Consider the following 23,226-nt stretch of genomic DNA (forward strand, 5'->3'; position numbering starts at 1 on the left):
GGCGGAACATCCTGCCGCCCCTTTTTCGCTATTCGATCAGGGCGAAGACCACGGTGACATTGGCCTCGACGCTCACCTCGCCCTGCGCGACGGGAACGCCGCCACTGTCGCGCATCATTGATGCTTCCATCATCATCTTGGGCTGGGCATAGCCACCCTGCTCGTCGATCGAGATCACATCCCCCAAGGTCACCTTTGCGGCGGTGGCAAACAACACCGCCTTGCGCTGGGCATCGGCAACGGCGCGCTTGCGGGCCTCGTCCATCGCCGGTTCCTGCAGGCCGAAACTCAGCCCCTGGAACATATTCGCGCCATCCTGCACCACTGCGTCAAGCACACTGCCCAGACTGTCCAGCGCCCGCACCCGAACGGTGATCATGTTGCTGGCCACGAAACCCACGACGGTCGGCGGCTGGCCGTTCTCGTAGGTGCGGTTGTCCCAACGGGGTTGCAGGCTCACGCCGCTTGTCTGCATATCGCGCGGCTCTATGCCGGATTTTTCCAGTTGCGCCAATACCATAGCCGCGGCGGAATTGGTGGCAGCCATCGCTGCGGCGGCGGTCACGGCATCCGATGTGACACCCAGACTGATCGTCGCAAGATCGGGCGCCGCATCGACGCGGCCGGTGCCTGTGACGGTGATGCGGCGCGCGGCGTCTTCGGCAAAGGCAGGGAACGCCATCATCATGGCAAGGGCAAGGATGGTAAATCGCATGGCAAAGTCCTTATGTTATTGTTTCACGATACGAAGATAAGACGTGCGCCACACCCCGTTTCTTGGGTCTTTTTGTTGGCCTCGGCGGAAACCTGCTATACTCATATCGCGCGGGGGCAGGTGACTCCCGATGTATTTATCTAATGTGATAGAGCTATGGCATGAAACCAAATTTTGTCCTCGACTTCAGCCATGACGGCATCCGCCTGCTGCACCGGACCACCGGCGGCTGGACGCTTGTCGGCGAGGTGTCGCTGGACACCGAGAATTCGGGCACGTCCATCGGGTTTCTGCGTCAGACGGCCCTTGCAATGGAACCGCACGGCCTCGCGACGAAATTGGTTATCCCGAATTCCCAGATCCTGTTCAAAACCATCGACATCCCCGGCCCGACAGATGCGGACCGCACCCGACAGATCGCCGCCGCGCTGGATGGCCTGACCCCGTATGACGTGGACGATCTTGTCTTTGACTGGCGCGCCTCGGGCGATAGCGTTCAGGTGGCCGCTGTGGCAAAAGAGACTTTGGCAGAGGCCGAAGACTTCGCCACGCAACACAAAATGAACCCCGTGTCCTTTGTCGCCATCCCGGACGCCGACACATTCGCCGGAGAGCCGTTTTTCGGCGTGACAAAGGCCCATCAGGACAAGGCAAGGACCGATCCGGTAGAGCAGGACGACAGCACCATTGTCGTGCTTGGTGCGGTAAAGGACGCCCCCCCCAAGACTGCCCCGGATGCCGTCGCCCCGACACCGGTACTCGTCGACACACAACCGCCCGTCACGAAGGAAACGCAGGTCGTGCCCCCCCGCAGCACCGACAAGGACCGCAGCTTCGGGACAGTGCCGCCGCAACTTCCGGCATCCAAAATCGCCCCCCTGCCGCCCCTCCCCGCCGCGAAGGAGACCCCAAGGGTCAGCGGTATCGCAGAGGGTGTTCTGGCAAGCACAGCGGCGGCAAGCCTGACGCCGGGCACCCGATCCAGCGATGTGAAAAAGGCCGTGACCGGGCAGGCCATGGCAGCCCCCGCCGATACAAAACAGGCGATGACGGTTTTTGGCGCACGCAAAACGGCCCCCATGAAAGGGGCCGCGCGGTATCGGGCCCTGATCCTGACGCTGACACTGACACTTTTGGTGATACTGGCGATTACGGCCTTTCTGTCCTCTTTCGTGGTGGGCAATGGCCTGTCGGGCCTGATCGGCACGTCGGATCAGACAACCGTGGTGGCCATAGAAAACGACGCCCCGTCAGATGAAGCCATGGCCGATGAGGCACTGGCCGATGAGGCGGACCTCGCCTTGATGAACATGCCCGACGCCCTGCCCGCCGACATCGCGCTGGCAGAGACCGAATTGCCGGAAATGGACAGCGAAGATCCGCTTCTGGAACCCGATCTGGCGATGCCGGACGCGCGCCCAGCCCCGATGACGCTGCAAGAAGCAAGAACAGCCTATGCGGCCAACGGCGTCTGGCAAATCGCGCCGGATCAAGGGCCGTTGCCGCCGGAAACGGACCTTGATGCCCTTTATGTCGCCTCGATCGACCCCGTGATCGCCTCTCAGGACGCCATCGCCCTGCCCACCGTCAGCAAAACCCCAGATGACATCCGCCCCCCGTCGCGTGTTTCACCCCCCTCTGTCGGCACGGTTTTCAGCCTGAATGCAAAAGGCAATGTCACGCCCACAGCCAAGGGAACCCTGACGCCCGAGGGCGTCATGGTCTTTGCAGGCCGCCCTGCAAAAGCGCCCAAGCCCCGCACCACCCCCGAGGAAGCCCCGATCACGGCCCAAACCCAGCTTGCCGGTCCGCGACCAAAGCCGCGCCCCGCCGGGCTGGTCGAGAAGAGCGAAAAGGTTCTGCTTGGCGGGCGTCTGCGCAGCGAACTGGCTGGTCTGAAGCCCCGTGTGCGCCCCGAATCCGCGCAGCAGGCGGCGGAACAGGTGGCAAAACAGGTGGCGGAACAGGTGGCGGAACAGGATCTTGCCGATGCGGTCGCCAATGACGTGGCCTCGGCTGTTGCGAACAACCCGCCGCCGGTGATCACCGGCACGAAACTGGCGGTCGCAAGGTCACGCGTTCCGTCCTCCCGGCCCAGCAATATCGCCTCGCTTGCGGATCGCGCCAACAAACAGACCGAGGCACGCAGCGCTGCACTTATCCCCGCGTCTGTCGCCCCGAACAAGGCCCCCACCGAAGAGGAGACCGCGGACGAGCCGGAACTGGCATCCGTCGCGCCCCGCATTCCCTCCAGCGCGTCGGTCACGCGTCAGGCCACCGTGACCAAGGCGATCAAGCTGAACAAGGTCAACCTGATCGGCGTCTTCGGCACGCCGTCGCGACGCCGCGCGTTGGTGCGTCTGCCCAATGGAAAATTCGTGAAACTGAAGGTCGGTGACCGCGTTGACGGCGGCAAGGTCGCGGCCATCGGCACCGCCGAGCTTCGGTATGTCAAAAGCGGGCGAAACGTCGTTCTGACAATGCCCAAGGGCTAGGCGGTTCAATGCAACCCTGAAGCCCCCGAGGCACCGACCATCGGGAAAAGCCGGCATTTCCTGTCAATTCCACCAACACACAAGGGCGTGTCGTTGCCTTTGATCCATCAGCCTGCGATATTTGCATCCGTATCGGAGGAATGATTTGGAAAGTTTTCTTATTCAGGCAACGGTTTATCTGGGGGTGGCTGTCATTACTGTGCCGCTTGCCGCGCGGCTGGGGCTGGGGTCGGTGCTGGGGTATCTGTTATCGGGGATGATCATCGGGCCGCTTCTGGGGATTGGCGGCGCGGACAATGCCGATCTACAGCATTTTGCCGAATTCGGCGTGGTGATGATGCTGTTCCTGATCGGTCTGGAACTTGAACCGAAATCGTTGTGGAGCATGCGCCACAAGCTGATCGGTCTGGGTGGCCTGCAAGTGACCCTGACCACCGCCGCAATCATGGGCGGCGCGATGCAGCTTGGCTATGACTGGGCAATGTCGCTGGCCGTGGGCCTGATCTTTGCGTTGTCCTCGACCGCGATCGTGCTGCAAACTCTGAACGAGAAAAAGCTGATGCAGACACCGGGGGGCCGCTCTGCGTTTTCGGTCCTTCTGATGCAGGATATCGCCGTCATTCCGATGCTGGCGTTTCTGCCGCTTCTGGCGATGTCGGGCACGTTCTACCACGCGGGCGGCACGCTGGATCACAGCAACCTTTCACTGGTCGAGGGGCTGCCCGGCTGGGGCGTGACCCTTGTTACCCTGGCTGCCATTGCCACGGTCATTCTGGCCGGTGTCTTTCTGGCCCGTCCGTTGTTTCGCTACATCCATGCCTCGCATCTGCCAGAGATGTTCACCGCCGTCGCCCTGTTGATCGTCGTGGGCATCGCCGTGTTGATGACGCTGGTCGGCCTGTCGCCTGCGCTTGGCACGTTCCTTGCGGGGGTGGTTCTTGCCAACTCTGAATTCCGGCACGAGCTGGAAGCGAACATCGAGCCGTTCAAGGGGCTGCTGCTGGGCCTGTTTTTCATGACAGTCGGGTCGGGCATCGACTTTGACATGTTCTTTGGCGCGCCCTTTACCATTCTGGGGCTGACCCTTGCGGTTATGCTGATCAAGGCTGTGATCCTGCTGGCCCTTGGCTATCTGTTCAAACTGCGCAAACGCAATCAGTGGCTGTTTGCGCTGGGGTTGGCACAAGCGGGCGAATTCGGCTTTGTGCTGGTCAGTTTCGCGCTTCAGACCAATGTTCTGCCAAGGGAACTTGGGGGGACGCTGTTGCTGGTCATCGCGCTGTCGATGCTTCTGGCTCCGCTGGCCTTCATCGCCTACGAGGTCATCGCAAAGCGGATGATCGAAGCTGGCACCATCACGGCCCCCGACGAGATCGACGACCAGCAGCCCGTCATCATCGCCGGCATCGGGCGGTTCGGGCAGGTGGTCAACCGGCTGGTGCAAAGCGCGGGTTTCAAGACGACCGTTCTGGATCACGACCTTGAAACCATTACCCTGATGCGCCGTTTCGGGTTCAAAAGCTTCTTTGGGGACCCGACCCGACCAGAGCTGTTGAATGCCGCAGGTCTGGCCACCGCCCGTGTTCTGGTCGTGGCCCTTGATGATCGGGACGCAACGAACCGATTGGTGAAATTCGCCCGCAGACAACGCCCCGACCTGCATATCGTCGCCCGCGCCCGCGACCGCGTGCATGTGTTCGAGCTTTATGAGGCGGGTGCCAATGACATTGTGCGAGAGATGTTCGACAGCAGCCTGCGGGCGGGTCGCTACGTTCTGGAACAGATGGGCCTGTCAGACTACGACGCAGCCGAACAGGAAAAGATGTTCTTCAAAATGGACCGCTTGTCCGTGCGCGAACTGGCCCCGTTGTGGAAACCGGGCGTGCCCACCCACGAAAACGAAGCCTATGTTGCCCGTGCCCGCGAACTGAACAAAGATCTGGAAGCCGCATTGGTCGCCGTGCGCGACAAACCCGAAGAGGCCACCTAACCCGCAGCCACACCCGCCTCGGCAAAGGTCGACATGCCCGAGTGACAGGCCACGGCCCCCTTCAGGATGCCAATTGCAAGCGCCGCACCCGATCCTTCGCCAAGGCGCATCCCAAGACTGAGCAGCGGGGTTTTGCCAAGCGCGGCCAGCAATCTGGCATGCGCGGCCTCGGCAGACTGATGCCCCGCCAGGCAGTGATCCAATGCGCCCGGCGCCGTGCGATCCAGAACTGCCGCCGCCGCGCAACAGATGAACCCGTCCAGAATCACCGGAATACGCTCTGCATGTGCGCGGGCGATGGCACCCGCCATCGCGGCGATTTCGCGGCCGCCAAGACAGCGCAAAATCTCCAGTGGGTCGCGGTCGCGGTGCCGCATCAAACCTTCGGCCACGACGCGGGTCTTGTTGGCCAGCCCCGCATCATCCACGCCGGTGCCGCGTCCGGTCCAATCCGCCGCCGCGCCGCCGAACAGGGCCGCCGCCATTGCCGCAGCAGGGGTCGTGTTGCCGATGCCCATCTCGCCGGTGACCAGCAAATCGCAAGAGGGATCGACTGCGGTCCAGCCGGTTGCCAAGGCCTCGACCACTTCTGTTTCCGACATCGCGGGACTGACGGTGAAATCCGCCGTGGGGCGGTCCAGCGACAAGGCATGCACATCCATCCGGGCACCGAACGCCTTGGACAACTGGTTTATCGCCGCCCCGCCATATTGAAAATTCATCACCATCTGCCCGGTCACCTCGGCCGGAAAGGCAGATACGCCCTGTGCCGTGACGCCGTGGTTGCCGGCAAAGATGATGACCTGTGGATTGGCGATCACCGGTTTTGCGTCGCCGCGCCACCCCGCATACCAGATCGCGATATCCTCCAGCCGCCCCAGCGCTGCGGGGGGTTTTGTCAGCTGCGCATTCCGGTCCGATGCCGCCACCCCTGCGGTCACATCGGGCCCCGGCAATGTGGACAATACTGCGCGGAACCCGGCAAGGCTGGAAAACGGTGCGGCGATCATTCAGGAAACCCTCGTTGAAACTTTATGTGGTTGTGTTTAACGCTGGCATAGCAAAGGCAAAGGCACAGAAACACCCCATCAATGGCAAAACACGACACCACTTTGATTGCGGCGCGCGACATATTGGCGGCCCTCGGGCTGTTGACCCGTTTGCCCGTGCCTGTGGACACAGAGCAGGCGGTGACACGCGGGGCGGCGGCGGCTTGGGCCTATCCGCTTGCCGGTGTGGTCGTGGGCGCAATTTCGGCCGGCGTCGGGGCGATTGCCCTGTGGTGCGCCCTGCCCGTTCCCGTGGCTGCCGCATGCGTGCTGGCCAGTTCGATTATTGTGACCGGCGCGATGCACGAAGACGGCCTGGCCGATAGCGCCGACGGTCTATGGGGCGGTTGGGACAAAGAGCGGCGCCTTGCCATCATGAAAGACAGCCACATCGGCACCTACGGCGTTCTGGCGTTGGTTCTGGGCACGCTTGTCCGCTGGTCGGCGTTGGGCGATATCCTTGGGTCCGGCCATTTTATTGCCCCGCTGATCGCCAGCGCCGCCCTGTCGCGCGCGCCGATGGTCGCCGTGATGGCGTTAATGACGAACGCGCGGGGGGCGGGCCTGTCTGCGGGGGTTGGTCGCCCGTCGCGCAAGCACGCGGGGATCGCATTGGCGCTTGGGGCAGGGATTTCCGGTCTGGCGCTGGGGGCACCGGCGCTTTTGCTGACGCTTTGTGTACTGTCGGCAGCCTGTGGCATGGCGCTGATTGCGCAGGCCAAGATTGGCGGCCAAACCGGCGATATTCTGGGTTCGGTCCAACAAGTTTCTGAAATCGCAGCACTTGCGGCGCTGGCGGCATTGATCTAGCGGAGGCGCGTTCCGCGCCATTTCCATATCTCGCGGCCGCTGCGCGGGCGCTCGGATTTTGCGCTTCGCGCGAGGATATTTGAACCAAAAAGAACGGGGATGCGCCAACAAAAAAGCCGCCCCCGAAGGCGCGGCTTTTGTTAGGGAGGGTTGTCGATCAGGCCGCGATGCGGGCCGTCAAGACATCATCGATCGACTTTTGCGCAGACATTTCATCGCTACCACCGACGGCGGCGACTTCGCGTGTCAGACGCTCGAGTGCTGCCTCATAGAGTTGCCGCTCGGAATAGGACTGCTCTCGCTGGTCATCGGTCCGGTGCAGGTCGCGCACGACCTCTGCAATCGCGATCAGATCGCCCGAATTGATCTTTTGCTCGTACTCTTGCGCACGGCGCGACCACATCGCACGTTTGACCTTCGCCTTGCCCTTCAGGGTTTTCATCGCAGCCGACACAACATCGGGCGACGAGAGAGAGCGCATGCCGACCTCTGTCGCCTTATGGGTTGGAACCCGCAATGTCATCTTGTCCTTTTCGAACGAGATCACGAACAGCTCCAGCGATATACCGGCGATCTCCTGCTCTTCGATATTGACGATTTTGCCAACGCCGTGGGCGGGATAAACAACAAACTCGTTAGGGCGAAAATCAGATCTTTTTGACTTTGTCATACAGTTTTCTTCCTCGAAAGGACCCCTGAACACCTGCGACACGAATTCAGGCGGGGAGGAAGAAGTATCCCCGTCAGCGGAATCAATGCGCAGATAATTCACCCAACAGGCGAGCAGTGCTGAGGGTGTTTTTCAGGTTGCGGTCGGTAACTTGTAACGGGAATATAGCAAAAAAAAGCGACACTTTAAAGGGCCGCCTTTATTTCTGCGCCAAATGGTGCGTTTTTAGGGCGGAATAAGCCACTTAGGGCCGAAGATCGACGTTTTGCGCGGGTTTCGTCAATGCGGCAGTTGCCGAATCAGCGCTTAGCCGCCCTCTCCGGGGGCCTCGCTGAACATGGTTTCCAGCTTGCCGGTTTGGCCATCAAGCGCTTCCGCATCGGGCAGCGGGTCTTTCTTGGTGATGATAACCGGCCACATGACCGAATACTTGCGGTTGAATTCCACCCATTTGTCCATGTCCGGCTCTGTATCCGGGCGGATCGCGTCGGCGGGGCATTCCGGCTCGCAGACGCCACAGTCGATACATTCATCCGGGTGGATCACCAGCATGTTCTCGCCCTCGTAGAAACAATCCACGGGGCAGACTTCGACGCAGTCAGTGTATTTGCAGGCGATGCAGTTGTCGGTCACGACATAGGTCATTGGAGTTCTCGGTTCTCACTAAGGTCGCCCTCTAGCTAGTCCAGCATGCCGGATCAATCAAGCGCAGAGCCGCGGGAAAGATCGAAGGTGCGGCGATCTTTCTTTGTGGGACGACCTTTTCCCTCGAATTTGGGTGTCACCGGAACGAACTCCCTGTCCTCGGGGGCGACAACGACCTTGGGTGCCAGATCGACATACAGCGCCTGCGCCTCGGGTGCGGGGCCGCGCCGTGTGCCGATATCCGTGATCCGTACCACACGGATATCATCGCCCTGTGGAAAGGTCAGGACATCCTGCGCGCCAACCGCCACTGACGCCTTGCCGATGCGGTTGCCGTTCACGCGGACGTGGCCACCGGTGACAAGTTTGGTGGCCAGCGCCCGTGTCTTGAGAAACCGCGCATACCACAGCCACTTGTCGATGCGGATGGTGGTGCGCGGTTCGCTCAATTTCAGGTCTTGTCCCGCAGGCCCATCAGGGCAGCGGCAAAAGGATTGTCCATATCAATGGGCTTTTCCTTTTTCGGGGGCCGGGCAGAGAAGCTTTGCTGCTGCGGTTCGCGCGGTGGGCGCTTGCCGCCATCCTTGCCGCCCTGACGCGGTTTGCCACCCTCTTTGCCCTGCGATTTGCCGCCGTCCTTGCGGTCGCCGCGGGGCTTGCCCCGGGCAGCGTCTGCATTGCGCGGCGCGCCTTCGGGCTTGCGGCGGACGGGGGCCCATTTGAAGGTGTAGTAGACCTCCATCTCAGGGGCTTCTGCCTCTGTTTCCGTGCTGTCTTCTGCGTCGGCCGCAGCGGGGTCAGTTCCCGCCTCGGGTTCGGCGACGTCAGCTTGGGGCGCATCGGGCGCTGGGGATGCGGCCTCTGGTCTGGTCTTGGCGCGCTCTGCCTTTTCGGCGGAATATCCAAGGCCCTGCATGAGGTCGGCAAACTGGTCCAGCGTCATGCCGGTGATCGACAGCATATCGGGGTTCGCCTCGAATCCGACGCGGCTGTCCTTGGCGCGCAGCAGGTCTGCCAGACGCTCCAGCATGTCGATGCGGATCGCGCGTGCGCCGGCCTTGCGGTAACCGGACAGCGTGTAGACGCCTTCGTCCACCTCGGCGATCGACGGGATCGTCACCAGACCGGGGGGCGGGCTTTCGGGGAATTCGGACAGGCCCTGCCCCAGCGACCACAGCACCAGACGCAGGCGCGTCGGGGCGGGCTTCAGCAACAAGGGCATGAAAATCGTGAACTGGCCGAAGCGGATGCCATGCTTGCGCAGCATGCCGCGCGCCTCTTGATCCAGGTCCTTCACTTCGGTCGCAACGGCGTCACGCGACAGGATGCCCATCGCCTCGACCAGGCGGAAGGCAAAACCGCGCGCAAGGCCGGTCAGCGTTTCGTCACGGGACATCGCCATCAGGGGTTCGAACTGCGTCGCCACCTTGCGGTCGATAAAATGCTGCAAACGGCGCTGCACCTTCTGTGCCACGTCAAAGCCCGCCTCGTCATCGACAAAGGCCTCGGCGACGGGGCGCATGGCATCGGCACCTTTGACCAGCTTGCCGACAGCCATCTTGCCCCACATCAGACCACCCTGTTCGGTGTAGTCGATCTCTGTGTCCGGCGCGTTGTAGAAACGGTCGGCCCGCAGGTGGAATTCCGGCTTCAGGGCAGCAATACTTGCGGCGCGAAGGGTCTTGGCCTCGTCAGGGGATCCGCTGGCATCCTGCCGGAAACGGAACCCGTCCAGACGGCCGACAAATTGTCCCTCGACCATCACTTCGCCTTTATCGTTTACTTCGGCCACAAGGCCCTCCTTCTGCTTCAACCGGCGAAGCAATACGCTTGTCCGCCGGTCAACAAATCTTTGCGTTAAAGCCTCGTGCAAGGCATCTGACAGGCGATCTTCTACAGCGCGGGTCTCTCCTCGCCAATGTCTTTCGTCATCCACCCACCCGGTTCTTTGCGCGACATAGGTCCATGTGCGGATATAGGCCAGCCGTTTCGACAAAGTATCAATGTCGCCATCGATCCGGTCAATACGCTTTACCTGCCCCCCGAGCCAGTCGTCGGGCACGCGGTTCACGTCACACAGGAACCCGTGGATGGTCTGCAAAAGCGTGGCATGTTCCACAGCCGAGATGCTGCGGAAGTCGGGAATGCGGCAGACATCCCAAAGGCGCCGAACCCCTGCGCCCGCCTGGGCCCGCACCCGCACTTCGGGCATGGCGGTCAGGGCCTTCAGCGCGGCCAGATCGTCGGATTCGCGCACCCGCGTCAGCCAGGGGTTTTCGGTCTGCCGTTCCAGACTGCCCAACAAGCGGTCCACGCTGCCGAATTCCAGATTGGCATTGCGCCATTGTAATTTCTTGACCGGTGCAAAGCGGTGATCGCAAATCGCCTTTGCCACTTCATCATCCAGCGCCCGCGCCTCGCCCGTGACGCCAAAGGTGCCGTTGTTCATATGCCGGCCCGCGCGGCCCGCGATCTGGGCCAGTTCATTGGCCTGCAAGGGCCGCATCCGGCGGCCGTCGAACTTGGTCGTGGCGGAAAACGCGACATGGTTGATGTCAAGGTTCAGGCCCATGCCGATGGCATCGGTCGCCACCAGAAAATCCACATCGCCGTTTTGGTACATCTCGACCTGCGCATTGCGGGTGCGCGGCGACAAGGCCCCCATGACAACCGCCGCACCGCCCTTCTGGCGTCGGATCAATTCGGCGATCGCATAGACATTCTCAACCGAAAACCCGACAATTGCGGTGCGTCCGGGCATCCGGCTTATCTTTTTCTCACCTGTATAGGTCAGTTCCGAAAATCGCTCTCGCCGGACGAACTGGACGCCCCCCACCAGATCGGCGATGGCGCTTTTCATCGTCTCGGCACCCAGAAACATCGTTTCCAACAGGCCGCGCGCATTCAAAAGGCGGTCGGTAAAGATATGCCCGCGATCGGGATCGGCGCAGAGCTGGATCTCGTCCACCGCCACAAAATCCGCGCCAATTTCCAGCGGCATCGCCTCGACCGTGCAGACCCAGTATTTGGTCCGCTCGGGCACGATACGTTCCTCGCCGGTTACCAGCGCGACAACCGACGGGCCGCGCGCGGCGACGATCCTGTCGTAGACCTCGCGCGCCAAAAGACGCAGCGGCAGTCCGATCACACCTGTGCGGTGGCCCAGCATCCGCTCGATGGCATAATGGGTTTTGCCGGTGTTCGTAGGGCCGAGGACCGCTGTGATCCTTGCCTGCTCTCGCATTGCTTTTGCCCTATTCCTACAGGTCGGTTCCTTGGGTCGCGACCGTCAACCGTTCGATGGCTGTTTTTACGTCTTCAAGGTGCGGATGTATAGCCAGCACCTCGCGGTAGGCGAGCAGCGCATCCTCGGGCGATCCGGTCTCCTCCAGAATTGCGGCCAGCCCCGTCAACGCGCCAAAATGGCGGGGGTTCAAGGTCAGCGCCGTGCCGATGTCCTGAAGGGCGGGACCGTATTTCCCCGCGTCGAAATAGGCCTTGGCCCGGCCGTTATACCCTTCGGCGAATTCCGGCGCATGGTCGATCAGCGCGGTGAAATGCTCGATCGCCGTATCGGTGTCACCCGAGTCCAGCGCTGATTCTCCGCGCTTCAGCAACAGATCCATCGCGTCAGAGCCCGACTTTGACCATTCCGTCAGGATCTGGCCTTCTATCATCTGCCAGTTTTCCGCCTGTGCATCCTGCAGTTCCGCAAACAAATCATCCAAGTCCGTTGGCGAAGCCGCCAAAGGCATGGAAAACATGACTGTTGTCACGAATGCCGCAACGATATGTTTGAGATGCGCTGTAAAAGGTACCATAACAATAACGAGTTTAGCGCAACCTGCGGGAAAAGCGATATACCGCAGGTCACAAATTGAGGATTACCTGATGAGCACTGTTATCGAGGCCGCCGTGGCCGCCCTGAACGCCAAAATGGACGGTGGCTTTGACGGGCTGGCGAAGTTCGTGATCGAGGACGAAGGCAGCATTCTGATCGACGATACCGGCGCCCGCGCCAGCGATGCAGAGGCCGATGTGACCTTGACCGCCACCGCAGAAACCTTTCAGGCGATTCTCGAGGGCGAGATGAACCCGACGTCGGCCTTCATGACCGGCAAGCTGTCCGTTGACGGCGATATGGGGCTGGCGATGAAACTGGGCTCGGTTCTGGGATAAACCATGCAAGCCGCCCCGTTCTATCAGGACGTATCCAATGGCCCCGCAGATGTCCGCGCCCATTGGCTGACAACCTCTGACGGGGTGAACATCCGTGTCGGCGTCTGGCCGACAGGTGCCCGGGGAACCGTCCTTCTGTTTCCGGGGCGCACGGAATACATTGAAAAATACGGCCTTGCCGCCAAGGACCTACAGAATCGCGGCTACGCCACCATGGCGGTCGACTGGCGCGGTCAGGGCCTGTCGGCGCGGCTGTTGGAAAACCGCGCCATCGGCCATGTCGGCCGGTTCCGCGACTACCAGTTCGACGTCAAGGCGATGGTTCGCGCCGCATCGGATCTGGGCCTGCCGCGCCCGCTCTACCTGATGTCACACTCCATGGGCGGGGCAATTGCCCTGCGCGCGTTGATCGAAGGCCTCGGCGTCCGCGCCGCCGTGTTCAGCGCCCCCATGTGGGGCATCCTGATGTCTCCGCTGCTGCGCCCCTTCGCCGTCGCCTTGTCCGGCCTCAGCGGCCCCCTTGGGTTTGGCGGAAAACTCAGCCCCGGAACAACGCTGGAAACCTATGTCAAATCAGCCCCGTTTCTGGACAATACCCTGACCACCGATGCCGAAATGTTCGCGCTGATGCACCGTCAGGTCTCCACCCATCCCGATCTTGCGCTTGGCGGCCCCAGCCTGCATTGGCTGCACGAGGCCCTTTCGGAAACCCGTTCCCTGTCGCGCAGACAATCCCCCGAAACACCCACCCTCACCATGATCGGCACCAACGAGCGGATCGTCGAAACCACGCCGATCACCAGACGGATGAAAGACTGGCCGGGCGGCATGCTCGTGATGGCGCAGCAGGCAGAGCACGAGGTGATGATGGAAGGTCCGGCAACACGCGCCCGGTTCTTCGACGCAGCGGTCAAGCTTTTCAACGCCCACCCCTAGCCTGAAAAACCAAACCTGCCCCTCTTCTCGGTCCAAATACTCTCGCGCGAAGCGCGTCGCCCGCGCGCCCGAACCGCGAAACCCGCTATATCTCGATTTCTGTAAAGGACCGGCGCAGGGCTTCGGACCAGGCGTCGCTCATTGCGGCAAACACCGGATCGCCCTGTTCGATGCGCCGCTTTTCATCCACGCGGCACGCGCCCTGCCTGACCACCAGAAGGTCCAGCGGCATGCCAACCGACAGGTTCGACCGCAGGGTCGAATCCATTGACAGCAGCATCGCTTTTTTCGCATCCGACAGCGATGTTTCAGGATCGACCACGCGGTCCAGAATCGGCTTTCCGTATTTATGTTCGCCGATCTGCAAATAGGGCGTGTCTTCGGTCGCCTCGATAAAATTCCCTTCGGGATAGATCAGGAACATGCGCATATCGCCGCCCTTGCGCTGCCCGGCGACAATCATGCTGGCGCTTGCGGCCTGCTTCATCCGTTCCATCTTTGACGCGATCTCGGTCGAGACACTGGACAGCGCCGCACCGATGATCTCGGCCACTTTCAGCATGGTCGTGGCATGCATGATGGACTGTTCCGGCGCCTCGTCCCCATTGTCGATCGCGTCGCGCAAACGCGCGATGGCGGTTTGCGTCACCGACAGGCTGCCTGCGGTCATGATCGCGATCACACGGTCGCCCGGCTCCTCGAAGACAAACATCTTCTTGTAGGTCGATATATTGTCCAGCCCCGCATTGGTGCGGGTGTCGCTCAGCATCACCAAGCCTTCGTTCAACAGAAGGCCAACGCAATAGGTCATAATTCAGGATTCCGATTCACAGGGTTGCGCGGAACCCTATTGCTGGACGGACTGAACTGCAACGCTCACATCCATCAACTCTGCGGCAAGCCCTTCGCCGATACCGCGAATGGGGGCCGCATCGACCGCGTCGTATCCCGACCCTAGCCGGATATAGCGCTCGTCCGGGCAGCATCGGTTCGCCGCATCAAAGCCGACCCAGCCCAGCCCGTCGATCCAGATTTCCGCCCAGGCATGGCTTGCCTCGTGCGCCTGCCCTTCCGCATCCGAAAACAGATAGCCCGAGACATAGCGCGCCGGCATCTCGACCACCAAAGCAGCCGCAATCAGCGCATGCGCGTGGTCCTGACATACGCCCTCGCCAAGGCTCAGCGCCTCGGCGGCGGTTGTATGCTCTGCCGTGACGCCGGGGCGGTAGACAATCGCATCCGAAATCGCGCGGGACAAAAGATGCGCCTGCCCCAGACCGGATTTCCCCTTGGCTGCGACCTCTCGCGCCAGTTCGGTCAACGCCACATCGGCTTCGGTGGCCGAGGAGGACCGCAGGTAGGCCATCGGCGGCACGCTTTCCTTATGTCCTTTCAGAACCCCCGTGGTGTCACGGGTGTCGATCGTGCCTGTCACCTCGATCAGCAGTTCCGACACCGGCCCGCGCTTTGTCATCGTGGTGACCGTATCCCCCGCACCATCGACAAAGGGCGTCCCCATAAAGGCATTCTCGACGAACACATTCCACGACACAATCGTCTGTCCCGCCGAATTCGCGGGCGTCAGCCTGTGGCTTTGCACAACGCTGCGCAGCGGGCGGTCATAGCGGTAGGTCGTCTTGTGCGATAGCTGAAGTCTCATCGGCCCTCTCCCGTCAGATAGGCGTTCTGGACGACGCCCCCCAGCACAGCAACCTGACGGATAAACCGCGTCAGAAATTCGTGCAGGCCTTCCTCGAAGATATCCTCGATGCCCATTTCGGCAATTTCGCCCAACAGGCTGCGCACCGCAGTCTGCGCGGCCCCCGATGCCTGATATCCGCGTGCGATCCGTTCCAGATGGTCCGCCGCCCCGCGCACAGAGGTCAAAAGCGACCGCGGGCACTGCTCGTTCAAAATCAGGAAATGCGCGATTTTCCTGGGCGTCACATCGCCGCCATAGGCCCAGTGAAAGGCGCGGTGCGCCGACATCGACCGCAGCAGCGTGGTCCATTGATAATTATCAAGCCCGCTGCCCACCAAGTCGATCTGCGGTAACAAAACATAATATTTCACGTCCAGAAGTCGGGCCGTGTTGTCGGCGCGTTCCAGATAATAGCCGATGTTCATGAAATCATAGCCGTCATTGCGCAGCTGCGTCGCATCAATCGCGCCCCGCACCTGCGATGAATGGCGCGTGGTCCATTCCGTCAGCGATGACAACTCCAGCTGGCTGCGCGGCTTGCGCTCCAGTTCCTTCAGCTCCTGATAGGCGGTGTTCAACCCGTCCCAGACCTGAGAGGTCAGCGCCGTGCGCACGATACGCGCGTTCTCGCGGGCGGCCTCGATGCACGAAAACACCGAACTCGGGTTGTCGCGGTCAAAGAACAGATAGCTTTCGATGTTGCGCTGCACAGGCTCGCCGTATTTCTCGGCAAAGCCGCGTGCGGTGCCGCTGGCTTGCAGGATCGCGTCCCACTCGCTGCGGAACCCGGTGCCGGTGTTCGGCATCAGCGCATTGCGCGCGCCCACTTCCAACAGGCGCGCCATTGTCTCGGCCCGCTCCATATAGCGCGCCATCCAGTACAGGTTTTCTGCGGTCCGGCTTAGCATGTCATCACTCCGCCAATACCCATGTGTCCTTGACCCCGCCGCCCTGCGACGAGTTCACCACCAACGATCCGTCGGTCAGCGCCACGCGGGTCAACCCGCCCGGCACCAGTTCGACCGTTTCGCCCACAAGGCAATAGGGCCGCAGATCGACATGGCGCGGCGCGATCCCCTGATCCACGAATGTCGGACAGGTCGACAGTGCCAGCGTCGGTTGCGCGATATAGTTCGACGGGTTCTGCCTGATCTTGTGCGCGAACAGCTCCAGATCCGATTTGGATGCGCTCGGACCCACCAACATGCCATATCCACCCGATCCGTGAACCTCTTTCACCACAAGCTCTGCCAGATGCTCCAGAACATATTTGCAGTCATCCGCCTTGGCGCATTGCCAGGTCGGCACGTTCTTCAAAATGGGTTCTTCCCCCAGATAAAAGCGTATCATCTCGGGCACATAGGTATAGATCGCCTTGTCGTCCGCAACGCCCGCGCCGGGGGCAGAGGCAATCGTCACCCCGCCAGAGCGGTAGACGTTCATCAGGCCGGGAATGCCCAGCATCGAATCCGCCCTGAAACACAGCGGGTCGATATAGGCATCATCCAGCCGGCGGTAAATCACATCGACCTTGCGGGGGCCGCGTGTGGTGCGCATGTAGACAAAATCGCCCTCGACGAACAGATCCTGCCCTTCGACCAGCTCGACCCCCATCAGGTTCGCCAGGAACGAATGCTCGTAATAGGCAGAGTTGAAATGCCCCGGCGTCAGGATCACCACAACCGGCTCTCCGTTGCATTTGTTCGGCGCGACAGACGCAAGCGTGCGACGCAGTTTGGACGGATAATCCTCGACCGGCGCGATGCGGTTGTTGCGGAACAACTCAGGGAACATCCGCATCATGATCTCGCGGTTTTCCAGCATATAGGACACGCCCGACGGTGTGCGGCAGTTGTCCTCCAGAACAAAAAAATCATCCGGCCCCGTGCGCACCAGATCAATACCGACGATATGGCTGTAGACCCCGCGCGGCGGAACAAAACCGACAACGGCCTTCTCAAATGCCTCGTTTTGATAGACCAGCCGGCCGGGGATACGCCCGGCACGAATAATCTCGCCCCGGCCATACACATCCACAAGAAACGCGTTCAGGGCACGGGCGCGCTGCTTGATGCCGCGCTCCAGCTTGCGCCATTCGTCATGGGCAAAGACCCGCGGGAACATGTCAAAAGGGATAAGCCTGTCCGGATCGCCCCCCTCACCATAAACCGCAAAGGTAATCCCGATCCGCCGGAACAACGCCTCGGCCTCGGCTTGCTTCATCTGGCGCAGATCGGCGGGCATGTTGTCGGTCCAGCCGTCCAGCCCCTGATAAGGCGCGCGAACCGCGCCGTTCTGATACATCTCGTTGAAAAACTTTGAGGACATGGTCCGCCTTGTTGCTCGGTGATGCTCAAAGGATAGGCGCAGGTTCAGGCAAGTTGGAAGCAGATAATCCATAATTCCACGTCAATCCCCGGCAACGTCACGCAACATACAATAATCGCCTAAATTTCGATCATTCGCCCAAATACCGTGCAGGCAATAAGGAAGGCCCACCTCTCCACCCACGACTGATCTGTCGTTCTTTGTTCCACAAATATCCGCGCCGCAGGCATCCAGCCTTTCAACCCCGCACCGCCCTGCCTATATTGTGGAAAACCATGCAAGAGGGCCCTTATGAAATTTCCGACACCCGCATTCGACGCCAATACCTCTGGCGGCAAGGATCTTGGCAAGTTGCCCGACTGGGATCTGACAGATCTCTACACCTCGCAAGACGCCAAAGAGCTGAAGCGCGATCTTGACTGGCTCGAATCCGCCTGCGCCAAATTCGCCGGCGAATACGAAGGCCGGCTGGCCGGGCTGGACGCCGCCGCGATGCTGGACTGCGTCCTGCGCTACGAGAAAATCGACCTGATCGCAGGCCGCATCATGTCGTTCGCGGGCCTGCGCTATTACCAGAACACGATGGACAGCGAACGCGCCAAATTCATGGCCGACATGCAGGACCGGATCACCAATTTCACCACGCCTTTGGTATTTTATACACTTGAAATCAACCGGATAGACGACGATGCCCTGTCCGCCCTCTTTCAGGAAAATGCCGATCTGGCGCGGTATAAACCCGTCTTCGACCGCCTGCGCGCAATGAAGCCCTACCAGTTGTCGGACGAGCTGGAAAAATTCCTGCACGACCAGTCCACCGTCGGCGCCGCCGCGTGGAACCGCCTGTTCGATGAAACGATTGCCGGACTGATGTTCACCATCGACGGCGAAGAGGTGAACATCGAAACCGCCCTGAACCAGCTGACCGAACAGGACCGCTCAAAGCGCGAGGCGGCGTCCCGCGAACTGGCCCGCGTGTTCGGTGCCAACGTGCGCACCTTTGCCCGCATCCACAACACGCTGGCCAAGGAAAAGGAAATCGAGGACCGCTGGCGCGGCATGCCCACCCCGCAAACCGGCCGCCACCTGTCCAACCACGTCGAACCCGAAGTGGTCGAGGCGCTGCGCAATGCGGTTGTCGCCGCCTATCCCAAACTCTCGCACCGCTATTACGCGCTAAAAGCCAAATGGCTGGGCCTGGACGAGATGGAGGTCTGGGACCGCAACGCGCCCCTTCCGCTCGATTCGCCCAAGCTGGTGGATTGGCAAACCGCAACGCAAACCGTGCTGGAGGCCTATGCCGATTTCTCGCCCAAAATGGCAGAAATCGCCGAACCCTTTTTCAAAAACGGCTGGATCGACGCGGGCGTCAAACCGGGCAAGGCACCCGGTGCCTTCGCCCACCCCACGGTGACCGATGTGCACCCCTACGTCATGCTGAACTACCTCGGCAAACCGCGCGACGTGATGACGCTGGCGCATGAACTGGGCCACGGCGTGCATCAGGTGCTGGCCGCAGGGCAAGGCGAACTTTTGTCCTCGACGCCACTGACATTGGCCGAAACCGCGTCTGTCTTTGGCGAGATGCTGACCTTCCGCAAACTGCTGTCCAACGCGAAAACCGACGCAGAGCGCAAAACCCTGCTGGCCGGCAAGGTCGAAGACATGATCAACACGGTCGTCCGCCAGATCGCGTTCTACGACTTCGAATGCAAACTCCACGCTGCCCGCCGCGACGGAGAACTGACACCCGATGACATCAACATCCTGTGGATGTCGGTTCAGGCACAATCCCTTGGCCCCGTCTTCAACTTCATGGACGGCTACGAGACCTTCTGGGCCTACATCCCGCATTTCGTCCACTCGCCGTTCTACGTTTATGCTTATGCCTTCGGCGACGGTCTCGTGAATGCGCTTTATGCGGTCTACGAAGAGGGTGGCGCGGACTTTCAGGACAAGTATTTCGAGATGCTCAAGGCAGGCGGCAGCAAGCACCACAAGGAGCTTCTGGCCCCCTTCGGCCTCGACGCCTCTGACCCGAAATTCTGGGACAAGGGCCTGTCGATGATCTCTGGCATGATCGACGAGCTGGAAGCAATGGAGGGCTAACCCCCCTACTTTGTTCCAAAAATACTCACGGCGCGACGGGTCAACCGCCGCGCCGTTCGAGTATTTGGACCGAGAAGAACCAATCAGGTCTCAGAGGCGAAAGCCATGTCGATCATCCGCTGCGTGCCTTGTACGAATTCAAGCGGGCACGGATAGGCCACGCCGGTGCGGACAGAGCGGCAGAAGGCCTCGACCTGAAGCGCATATTGGCGCGCCGCAGGAAAGCGTTCTGTGGTCACGGTCATTCCGTGGTGGGTTTCCACCTGTGCCCCGCCGAAGACCTGCGCGTTGAACGGTGCGGTCAGCCGGATCAGGCCCTTGTCGCCATGGAACACCATTTCCTGACGCCCCTCCAGCCGCATAGAGACATAGGCGGAATAGCTGAAACCGGGGAACTCTGCCGTGATCCGCGACAACACGTCCACGCCGTTCTCGCGCTCGATCCGGGCCGAAACCTCTGTCGGCTCCTGCCCGGTGACAAAGCGGGTCGCGCCAAAGACATAGACGCCGATGTCCGGCAAGGCACCACCGCCAAGGTCAGGCTTGTTGCGGATATTGGCGGTATCGGCGGCGTTGTTGTAGGTGAATACACCGTCCACATGGCGCAGCGTCCCGATCTCGCCCGCCTGAACCAGATCGCGCGCGCGCTGCCACTGCGGGTGGTGGACGATCATATAGGCCTCTGCCGCCAGCAGCCCCGTGCGATCCCGCATGGCGATCAGCGCGTCGATCTCCGCGGCGTGCATCGCGATCGGCTTTTCACACAGCACATGTTTGCCCGCCTCCATCGCGCGGCGGGTCCATTCCACATGCAGCGCATTGGGCAGGGGAATATAAACCGCGTCGATCGTCGGATCGTCCAGCAGCTCCTGATAACTGTCATGCACCTTCAGTCGCGGCTGAAACGCCTTGAACGGCGCCGCCTTTTCAGCCGAGGAGGTGGCAAGCGCGACCAGTTCCGCCCCCCGTGCCTCATTGATGGCGGGGCCCATATGCTCAAGCGCGAATTTGGATGCCCCAAGGATGCCCCAGCGAACAGGTGAAGATGTCATGAAAAAAAGCCTCCGGTGTTTCCACCAAAGGCTAGCAGCAAGACCGGGACAGCGAAAGCCTGTGTGGTTCTTCTCGGTCAAATACTCACGGTGCCACGGTTTTCCCGTCGCGCCGTGAGTATTTAGAGAACAAAGTAACCTTATGCCGTTTCCAGCATGCCCTTTTCTTTCGCCAATTCGCGCATGCGGGTCTGCAGCTTGTCAAAGGCACGGACCTCGATCTGGCGGATGCGTTCGCGGCTCACGCCATATTGCCCCGACAGATCCTCTAGCGTGACAACATCGTCCTGTAGACGACGTTGCACAAGGATGTCCTTTTCGCGGTCATTCAACACTTCCATCGATTTCGCCAATAGTTCGCGGCGGCTGTCCAGTTCGTCACGCTCGGCATAGTCGCCGGCCTGATCGGCGTCTTCGTCTTCCAGCCAGTCCTGCCATTGCATCGTGCCTTCGCCATCCGATCCGACCGTCGCATTCAACGAGGCGTCGCCACCGGACAGGCGGCGGTTCATCGAGATGACCTCTGCCTCTGTCACGCTAAGGTCATGGGCGATTTTGGCCACATGTTCAGGCCGCAGATCGCCCTCTTCCAGCGCGCCGATGCGGGATTTCGCCTTGCGCAGATTGAAGAACAGCTTTTTCTGGGCGCTGGTTGTGCCCATTTTGACAAGGCTCCAGGACCGCAGGATATATTCCTGGATCGAGGCGCGGATCCACCACATCGCGTAGGTCGCAAGGCGGAAGCCCTTTTCAGGGTCGAACCGTTTGACCGCCTGCATCAGGCCCACATTCGCCTCGGATATCACCTCGGCCTGCGGCAGGCCGTAACCGCGATAGCCCATGGCGATCTTGGCCGCCAGTCGCAGGTGGGAGGTTACCATTTTATGCGCGGCCTCGGTGTCCTGGTCTTCGACCCAACGCTTTGCCAGCATATATTCCTGTTCAGGTTCCAGCAGGGGGAACTTGCGGATTTCCTGCATATAGCGGTTCAACCCCTGTTCGGGGGACGGCGCTGGAAGATTTGCGTAAGTTGCCATTTTATTGCCCTCATTCTCCTCGATATTTCGAGGCTTAACATTACTTGGGTACTGGATCGCTTGGGTTCAAGCGCATCACATACACATAAGTCTTGAACGCAATATGAACCTGTTTCCGTCGCAATTCCAGAAATGTGACAGGCCATCACGGCGTTGTGCAGAGTGCGTCAGCCGCGCAGGGCGTCGATGAGGGCCTGCATATCGGACGGCAATTCCGCCTCGAATCGCATATCCTCGCCGGTGACCGGATGCACGAACCCCAGCACGGCCGCATGCAGCGCCTGACGGGGAAAGACGCGCGCGGCCTCCAGCCCTGCGGCAGACAGCGCCTTGGGCGACAGCTTGCGCTTGCCGCCATAGGTCTGGTCGCCGATCAGGCTGTGGCCGGCGTGGGCCATATGCACCCGGATCTGGTGAGTGCGACCGGTTTCCAGCCAGCATTCCATCAGTGTGGCCGCAACGGGGGCACCGTAGGTTTCGACCACACGCGCCCGCGTGATCGCGTGACGCCCGCCCTGGAACAGCACCGCCTGCCGCTGGCGGTCGGTCTTGTGCCGCGCCAGTTGCGTTGTGATCCGCATGATGTTGCCGGTCTCGAAGCTGACCCCCTTAACACCGCGCAGGCGGGGGTCATAGGCGTCGGGCGCGCCATAGACGAGCGCCTGATAATAGCGTTCCACCGTGTGTTTCTCGAATTGTTTGGCAAGGCCGTGATGCGCCTTGTCGGACTTGGCGACCACCAGCAGGCCCGATGTGTCCTTGTCGATGCGGTGCACGATGCCGGGGCGTTTTTCGCCGCCAACGCCCGACAGCGTATCGCCGCAATGGTGCAGCAGGGCATTGACCAGCGTTCCGTTGTAAGAGCCGGGCGCGGGGTGCACGACCATGCCAACGGGTTTGTTGATGACAATCAGGTCGTGATCCTCGTAGACCACGTCCAGCGGGATATCCTCGGCGCTTATATGGCTTTCCTCGGCCACGGGCACCGTGATGGTGAACACATCGCCTTCGGCCACTTTGCCCTTGGGGTCGGAAATCACCTCTCCGGCGCGGGTGATTGCGCCCGCCTCCATCAGTTTTGCAAGGCGGGACCGGCTGAGTGACGCCTCTACTGGCACGTCGCGCGAAAGCGCCTTATCAAGGCGATCGGGGGGATCGGCACTGATCGTGACCTCGAGGGTCTGAAAGGCGTTAGACATGGACGATGCTCCGATACCGGTTGAAGAACCGGCCAACCTGAAATTTCTACGACGACTGGTGACGATCCTGACCGGCACCATGATTGCGGGCCTTGTAATCATCATTGGACTGATTGTCATCCGCTTCTCTGATGATCGAAAAACATCCGCCCCCGCCCTGCCCGACAGCATTGCCCTGCCGGATGGATCGGTGCCCCACGCCTTTACCCAGGGCGGCGACTGGTATGCGGTGGTCACGGCATCGGATCAAATCCTGATCTACGACCGCAAGACCGGAGCCTTGCGCCAAACCATCCAGATTACGAAGTAA

At 61.0% G+C, this 23,226-nt stretch carries 21 protein-coding genes; 7 read left to right on the plus strand and 14 right to left on the minus strand.

All coding sequences use genetic code 11. The annotated features are described in order from the left end of the window. Positions 1 to 28 precede the first annotated feature (28 nt). Positions 29 to 715, minus strand: a complete 687-nt coding sequence (locus tag ACEN2R_RS09590) for an SIMPL domain-containing protein (protein ID WP_442041607.1) — start codon at positions 713 to 715, stop codon at positions 29 to 31. A gap of 161 nt (positions 716 to 876) precedes the next feature. Here ACEN2R_RS09590 and ACEN2R_RS09595 point away from each other — a divergent pair, with 161 nt between their 5' ends. Then, positions 877 to 3,210: a hypothetical protein gene (locus tag ACEN2R_RS09595; protein ID WP_442041608.1), complete on the plus strand. Its 2,334-nt coding sequence runs from the start codon at positions 877 to 879 to the stop codon at positions 3,208 to 3,210. Between the two features lie 145 nt (positions 3,211 to 3,355). After that, entirely contained in the window at positions 3,356 to 5,200 is a 1,845-nt protein-coding gene (locus tag ACEN2R_RS09600; RefSeq protein ID WP_442041610.1) for a monovalent cation:proton antiporter-2 (CPA2) family protein, read from the plus strand. Here the strand turns inward: ACEN2R_RS09600 and cobT are convergent. Further along, a complete protein-coding gene (cobT, locus tag ACEN2R_RS09605; protein ID WP_442041612.1) occupies positions 5,197 to 6,210 on the minus strand; it encodes a nicotinate-nucleotide--dimethylbenzimidazole phosphoribosyltransferase in 1,014 nt (337 codons plus the stop codon). The two genes, ACEN2R_RS09600 and cobT, sit on opposite strands and share 4 nt — an antisense overlap. 81 nt (positions 6,211 to 6,291) lie before the next feature. Between cobT and cobS the strand changes: the two genes are divergently transcribed. Beyond that, a complete protein-coding gene (gene cobS, locus ACEN2R_RS09610; protein WP_442041614.1) occupies positions 6,292 to 7,059 on the plus strand; it encodes an adenosylcobinamide-GDP ribazoletransferase in 768 nt (255 codons plus the stop codon). A 157-nt stretch (positions 7,060 to 7,216) separates the two neighbouring features. Here cobS and ACEN2R_RS09615 read toward each other — a convergent pair whose 3' ends face one another. The 5 genes from ACEN2R_RS09615 to ACEN2R_RS09635 all read right to left on the minus strand — a co-directional run bounded on the left by ACEN2R_RS09615 (position 7,217) and on the right by ACEN2R_RS09635 (position 12,093). After that, the gene (locus tag ACEN2R_RS09615) at positions 7,217 to 7,729 is read right to left on the minus strand and encodes a CarD family transcriptional regulator (RefSeq protein ID WP_442041616.1); all 513 of its coding nucleotides are present in this window, start codon (positions 7,727 to 7,729) and stop codon (positions 7,217 to 7,219) included. Positions 7,730 to 8,035: 306 nt separating this feature from the next. After that, positions 8,036 to 8,374 (minus strand): ferredoxin FdxA, encoded by a 339-nt coding sequence (gene fdxA / locus ACEN2R_RS09620; RefSeq protein ID WP_442041618.1) that lies wholly within the window; start codon positions 8,372 to 8,374, stop codon positions 8,036 to 8,038. 53 nt (positions 8,375 to 8,427) lie between these two features. Beyond that, entirely contained in the window at positions 8,428 to 8,823 is a 396-nt protein-coding gene (locus tag ACEN2R_RS09625) for an RNA-binding S4 domain-containing protein (RefSeq protein ID WP_442041620.1), read from the minus strand. A gap of 2 nt (positions 8,824 to 8,825) precedes the next feature. Further along, a complete protein-coding gene (locus ACEN2R_RS09630) occupies positions 8,826 to 11,618 on the minus strand; it encodes a helicase-related protein (protein ID WP_442041622.1) in 2,793 nt (930 codons plus the stop codon). Positions 11,619 to 11,634: 16 nt separating this feature from the next. Next, positions 11,635 to 12,093, minus strand: coding sequence for a tetratricopeptide repeat protein (locus ACEN2R_RS09635; protein ID WP_442041624.1), 459 nt, complete (start codon positions 12,091 to 12,093; stop codon positions 11,635 to 11,637). A 172-nt stretch (positions 12,094 to 12,265) separates the two neighbouring features. On the opposite strand from ACEN2R_RS09635, the gene ACEN2R_RS09640 reads away from it, so the two are divergent. Then, on the plus strand, positions 12,266 to 12,553 hold the full coding sequence (locus ACEN2R_RS09640) for an SCP2 sterol-binding domain-containing protein (RefSeq protein WP_442041626.1): 288 nt from the start codon (positions 12,266 to 12,268) through the stop codon (positions 12,551 to 12,553). Positions 12,554 to 12,556: 3 nt separating this feature from the next. Further along, positions 12,557 to 13,489, plus strand: a complete 933-nt coding sequence (locus ACEN2R_RS09645; protein WP_442041628.1) for an alpha/beta fold hydrolase — start codon at positions 12,557 to 12,559, stop codon at positions 13,487 to 13,489. A gap of 85 nt (positions 13,490 to 13,574) precedes the next feature. Here ACEN2R_RS09645 and ACEN2R_RS09650 read toward each other — a convergent pair whose 3' ends face one another. From ACEN2R_RS09650 to ACEN2R_RS09665, 4 genes are read right to left on the minus strand one after another with little or no spacing between them, the layout of a single operon-like run. Continuing rightward, complete coding sequence (locus ACEN2R_RS09650) at positions 13,575 to 14,300, minus strand: peptidase (RefSeq protein WP_442041630.1); 726 nt, start codon at positions 14,298 to 14,300, stop codon at positions 13,575 to 13,577. 36 nt (positions 14,301 to 14,336) lie between these two features. Next, complete coding sequence (locus ACEN2R_RS09655) at positions 14,337 to 15,149, minus strand: transglutaminase family protein (protein WP_442041632.1); 813 nt, start codon at positions 15,147 to 15,149, stop codon at positions 14,337 to 14,339. Further along, positions 15,146 to 16,099 (minus strand): alpha-E domain-containing protein, encoded by a 954-nt coding sequence (locus tag ACEN2R_RS09660; protein WP_442041634.1) that lies wholly within the window; start codon positions 16,097 to 16,099, stop codon positions 15,146 to 15,148. The genes ACEN2R_RS09655 and ACEN2R_RS09660 overlap by 4 nt, the downstream gene beginning before the upstream one ends. A gap of 4 nt (positions 16,100 to 16,103) precedes the next feature. Further along, a complete protein-coding gene (locus tag ACEN2R_RS09665; RefSeq protein ID WP_442041636.1) occupies positions 16,104 to 17,519 on the minus strand; it encodes a circularly permuted type 2 ATP-grasp protein in 1,416 nt (471 codons plus the stop codon). A 291-nt stretch (positions 17,520 to 17,810) separates the two neighbouring features. On the opposite strand from ACEN2R_RS09665, the gene ACEN2R_RS09670 reads away from it, so the two are divergent. Beyond that, the gene (locus ACEN2R_RS09670; protein ID WP_442041638.1) at positions 17,811 to 19,628 is read left to right on the plus strand and encodes a M3 family oligoendopeptidase; all 1,818 of its coding nucleotides are present in this window, start codon (positions 17,811 to 17,813) and stop codon (positions 19,626 to 19,628) included. Positions 19,629 to 19,711: 83 nt separating this feature from the next. Here ACEN2R_RS09670 and ACEN2R_RS09675 read toward each other — a convergent pair whose 3' ends face one another. The 3 genes from ACEN2R_RS09675 to ACEN2R_RS09685 form a co-directional block, all read right to left on the minus strand. Further along, entirely contained in the window at positions 19,712 to 20,680 is a 969-nt protein-coding gene (locus ACEN2R_RS09675; protein WP_442041640.1) for a Gfo/Idh/MocA family protein, read from the minus strand. A 140-nt stretch (positions 20,681 to 20,820) separates the two neighbouring features. After that, positions 20,821 to 21,717, minus strand: coding sequence for an RNA polymerase sigma factor RpoH (gene rpoH / locus ACEN2R_RS09680; protein ID WP_442041642.1), 897 nt, complete (start codon positions 21,715 to 21,717; stop codon positions 20,821 to 20,823). A gap of 167 nt (positions 21,718 to 21,884) precedes the next feature. Beyond that, positions 21,885 to 22,916: an RluA family pseudouridine synthase gene (locus ACEN2R_RS09685; RefSeq protein WP_442041644.1), complete on the minus strand. Its 1,032-nt coding sequence runs from the start codon at positions 22,914 to 22,916 to the stop codon at positions 21,885 to 21,887. Here ACEN2R_RS09685 and ACEN2R_RS09690 point away from each other — a divergent pair. Then, positions 22,915 to 23,226 carry a DUF6476 family protein gene (locus tag ACEN2R_RS09690; protein WP_442041646.1) on the plus strand — a complete coding sequence of 104 codons (312 nt, stop codon included), beginning with the start codon at positions 22,915 to 22,917 and terminating at the stop codon, positions 23,224 to 23,226. The two genes, ACEN2R_RS09685 and ACEN2R_RS09690, sit on opposite strands and share 2 nt — an antisense overlap.

It is taken from the genome of Pseudogemmobacter sp. W21_MBD1_M6, from assembly GCF_052119585.1.
Taxonomy (GTDB): Bacteria; Pseudomonadota; Alphaproteobacteria; order Rhodobacterales; family Rhodobacteraceae; genus JBGQOJ01.

Excerpts from the sequence above, each read along its gene's own strand:
- ACEN2R_RS09590 (WP_442041607.1), bottom strand. The coding sequence starts at position 715 with ATGCGATTTACCATCCTTGCCCTTGCCATGATGATGGCGTTCCCTGCC.
- ACEN2R_RS09595 (WP_442041608.1), top strand. The coding sequence starts at position 877 with ATGAAACCAAATTTTGTCCTCGACTTCAGCCATGACGGCATCCGCCTG.
- cobT (WP_442041612.1), bottom strand. The coding sequence starts at position 6,210 with ATGATCGCCGCACCGTTTTCCAGCCTTGCCGGGTTCCGCGCAGTATTG.
- cobS (WP_442041614.1), top strand. The coding sequence starts at position 6,292 with ATGGCAAAACACGACACCACTTTGATTGCGGCGCGCGACATATTGGCG.
- ACEN2R_RS09615 (WP_442041616.1), bottom strand. The coding sequence starts at position 7,729 with ATGACAAAGTCAAAAAGATCTGATTTTCGCCCTAACGAGTTTGTTGTT.
- fdxA (WP_442041618.1), bottom strand. The coding sequence starts at position 8,374 with ATGACCTATGTCGTGACCGACAACTGCATCGCCTGCAAATACACTGAC.
- ACEN2R_RS09630 (WP_442041622.1), bottom strand. The coding sequence starts at position 11,618 with ATGCGAGAGCAGGCAAGGATCACAGCGGTCCTCGGCCCTACGAACACC.
- ACEN2R_RS09640 (WP_442041626.1), top strand. The coding sequence starts at position 12,266 with ATGAGCACTGTTATCGAGGCCGCCGTGGCCGCCCTGAACGCCAAAATG.
- ACEN2R_RS09645 (WP_442041628.1), top strand. The coding sequence starts at position 12,557 with ATGCAAGCCGCCCCGTTCTATCAGGACGTATCCAATGGCCCCGCAGAT.
- ACEN2R_RS09650 (WP_442041630.1), bottom strand. The coding sequence starts at position 14,300 with ATGACCTATTGCGTTGGCCTTCTGTTGAACGAAGGCTTGGTGATGCTG.
- ACEN2R_RS09655 (WP_442041632.1), bottom strand. The coding sequence starts at position 15,149 with ATGAGACTTCAGCTATCGCACAAGACGACCTACCGCTATGACCGCCCG.
- ACEN2R_RS09660 (WP_442041634.1), bottom strand. The coding sequence starts at position 16,099 with ATGCTAAGCCGGACCGCAGAAAACCTGTACTGGATGGCGCGCTATATG.
- ACEN2R_RS09665 (WP_442041636.1), bottom strand. The coding sequence starts at position 17,519 with ATGTCCTCAAAGTTTTTCAACGAGATGTATCAGAACGGCGCGGTTCGC.
- ACEN2R_RS09670 (WP_442041638.1), top strand. The coding sequence starts at position 17,811 with ATGAAATTTCCGACACCCGCATTCGACGCCAATACCTCTGGCGGCAAG.
- ACEN2R_RS09675 (WP_442041640.1), bottom strand. The coding sequence starts at position 20,680 with ATGACATCTTCACCTGTTCGCTGGGGCATCCTTGGGGCATCCAAATTC.
- rpoH (WP_442041642.1), bottom strand. The coding sequence starts at position 21,717 with ATGGCAACTTACGCAAATCTTCCAGCGCCGTCCCCCGAACAGGGGTTG.
- ACEN2R_RS09690 (WP_442041646.1), top strand. The coding sequence starts at position 22,915 with ATGGACGATGCTCCGATACCGGTTGAAGAACCGGCCAACCTGAAATTT.
- ACEN2R_RS09685 (WP_442041644.1), bottom strand. The coding sequence starts at position 22,916 with ATGTCTAACGCCTTTCAGACCCTCGAGGTCACGATCAGTGCCGATCCC.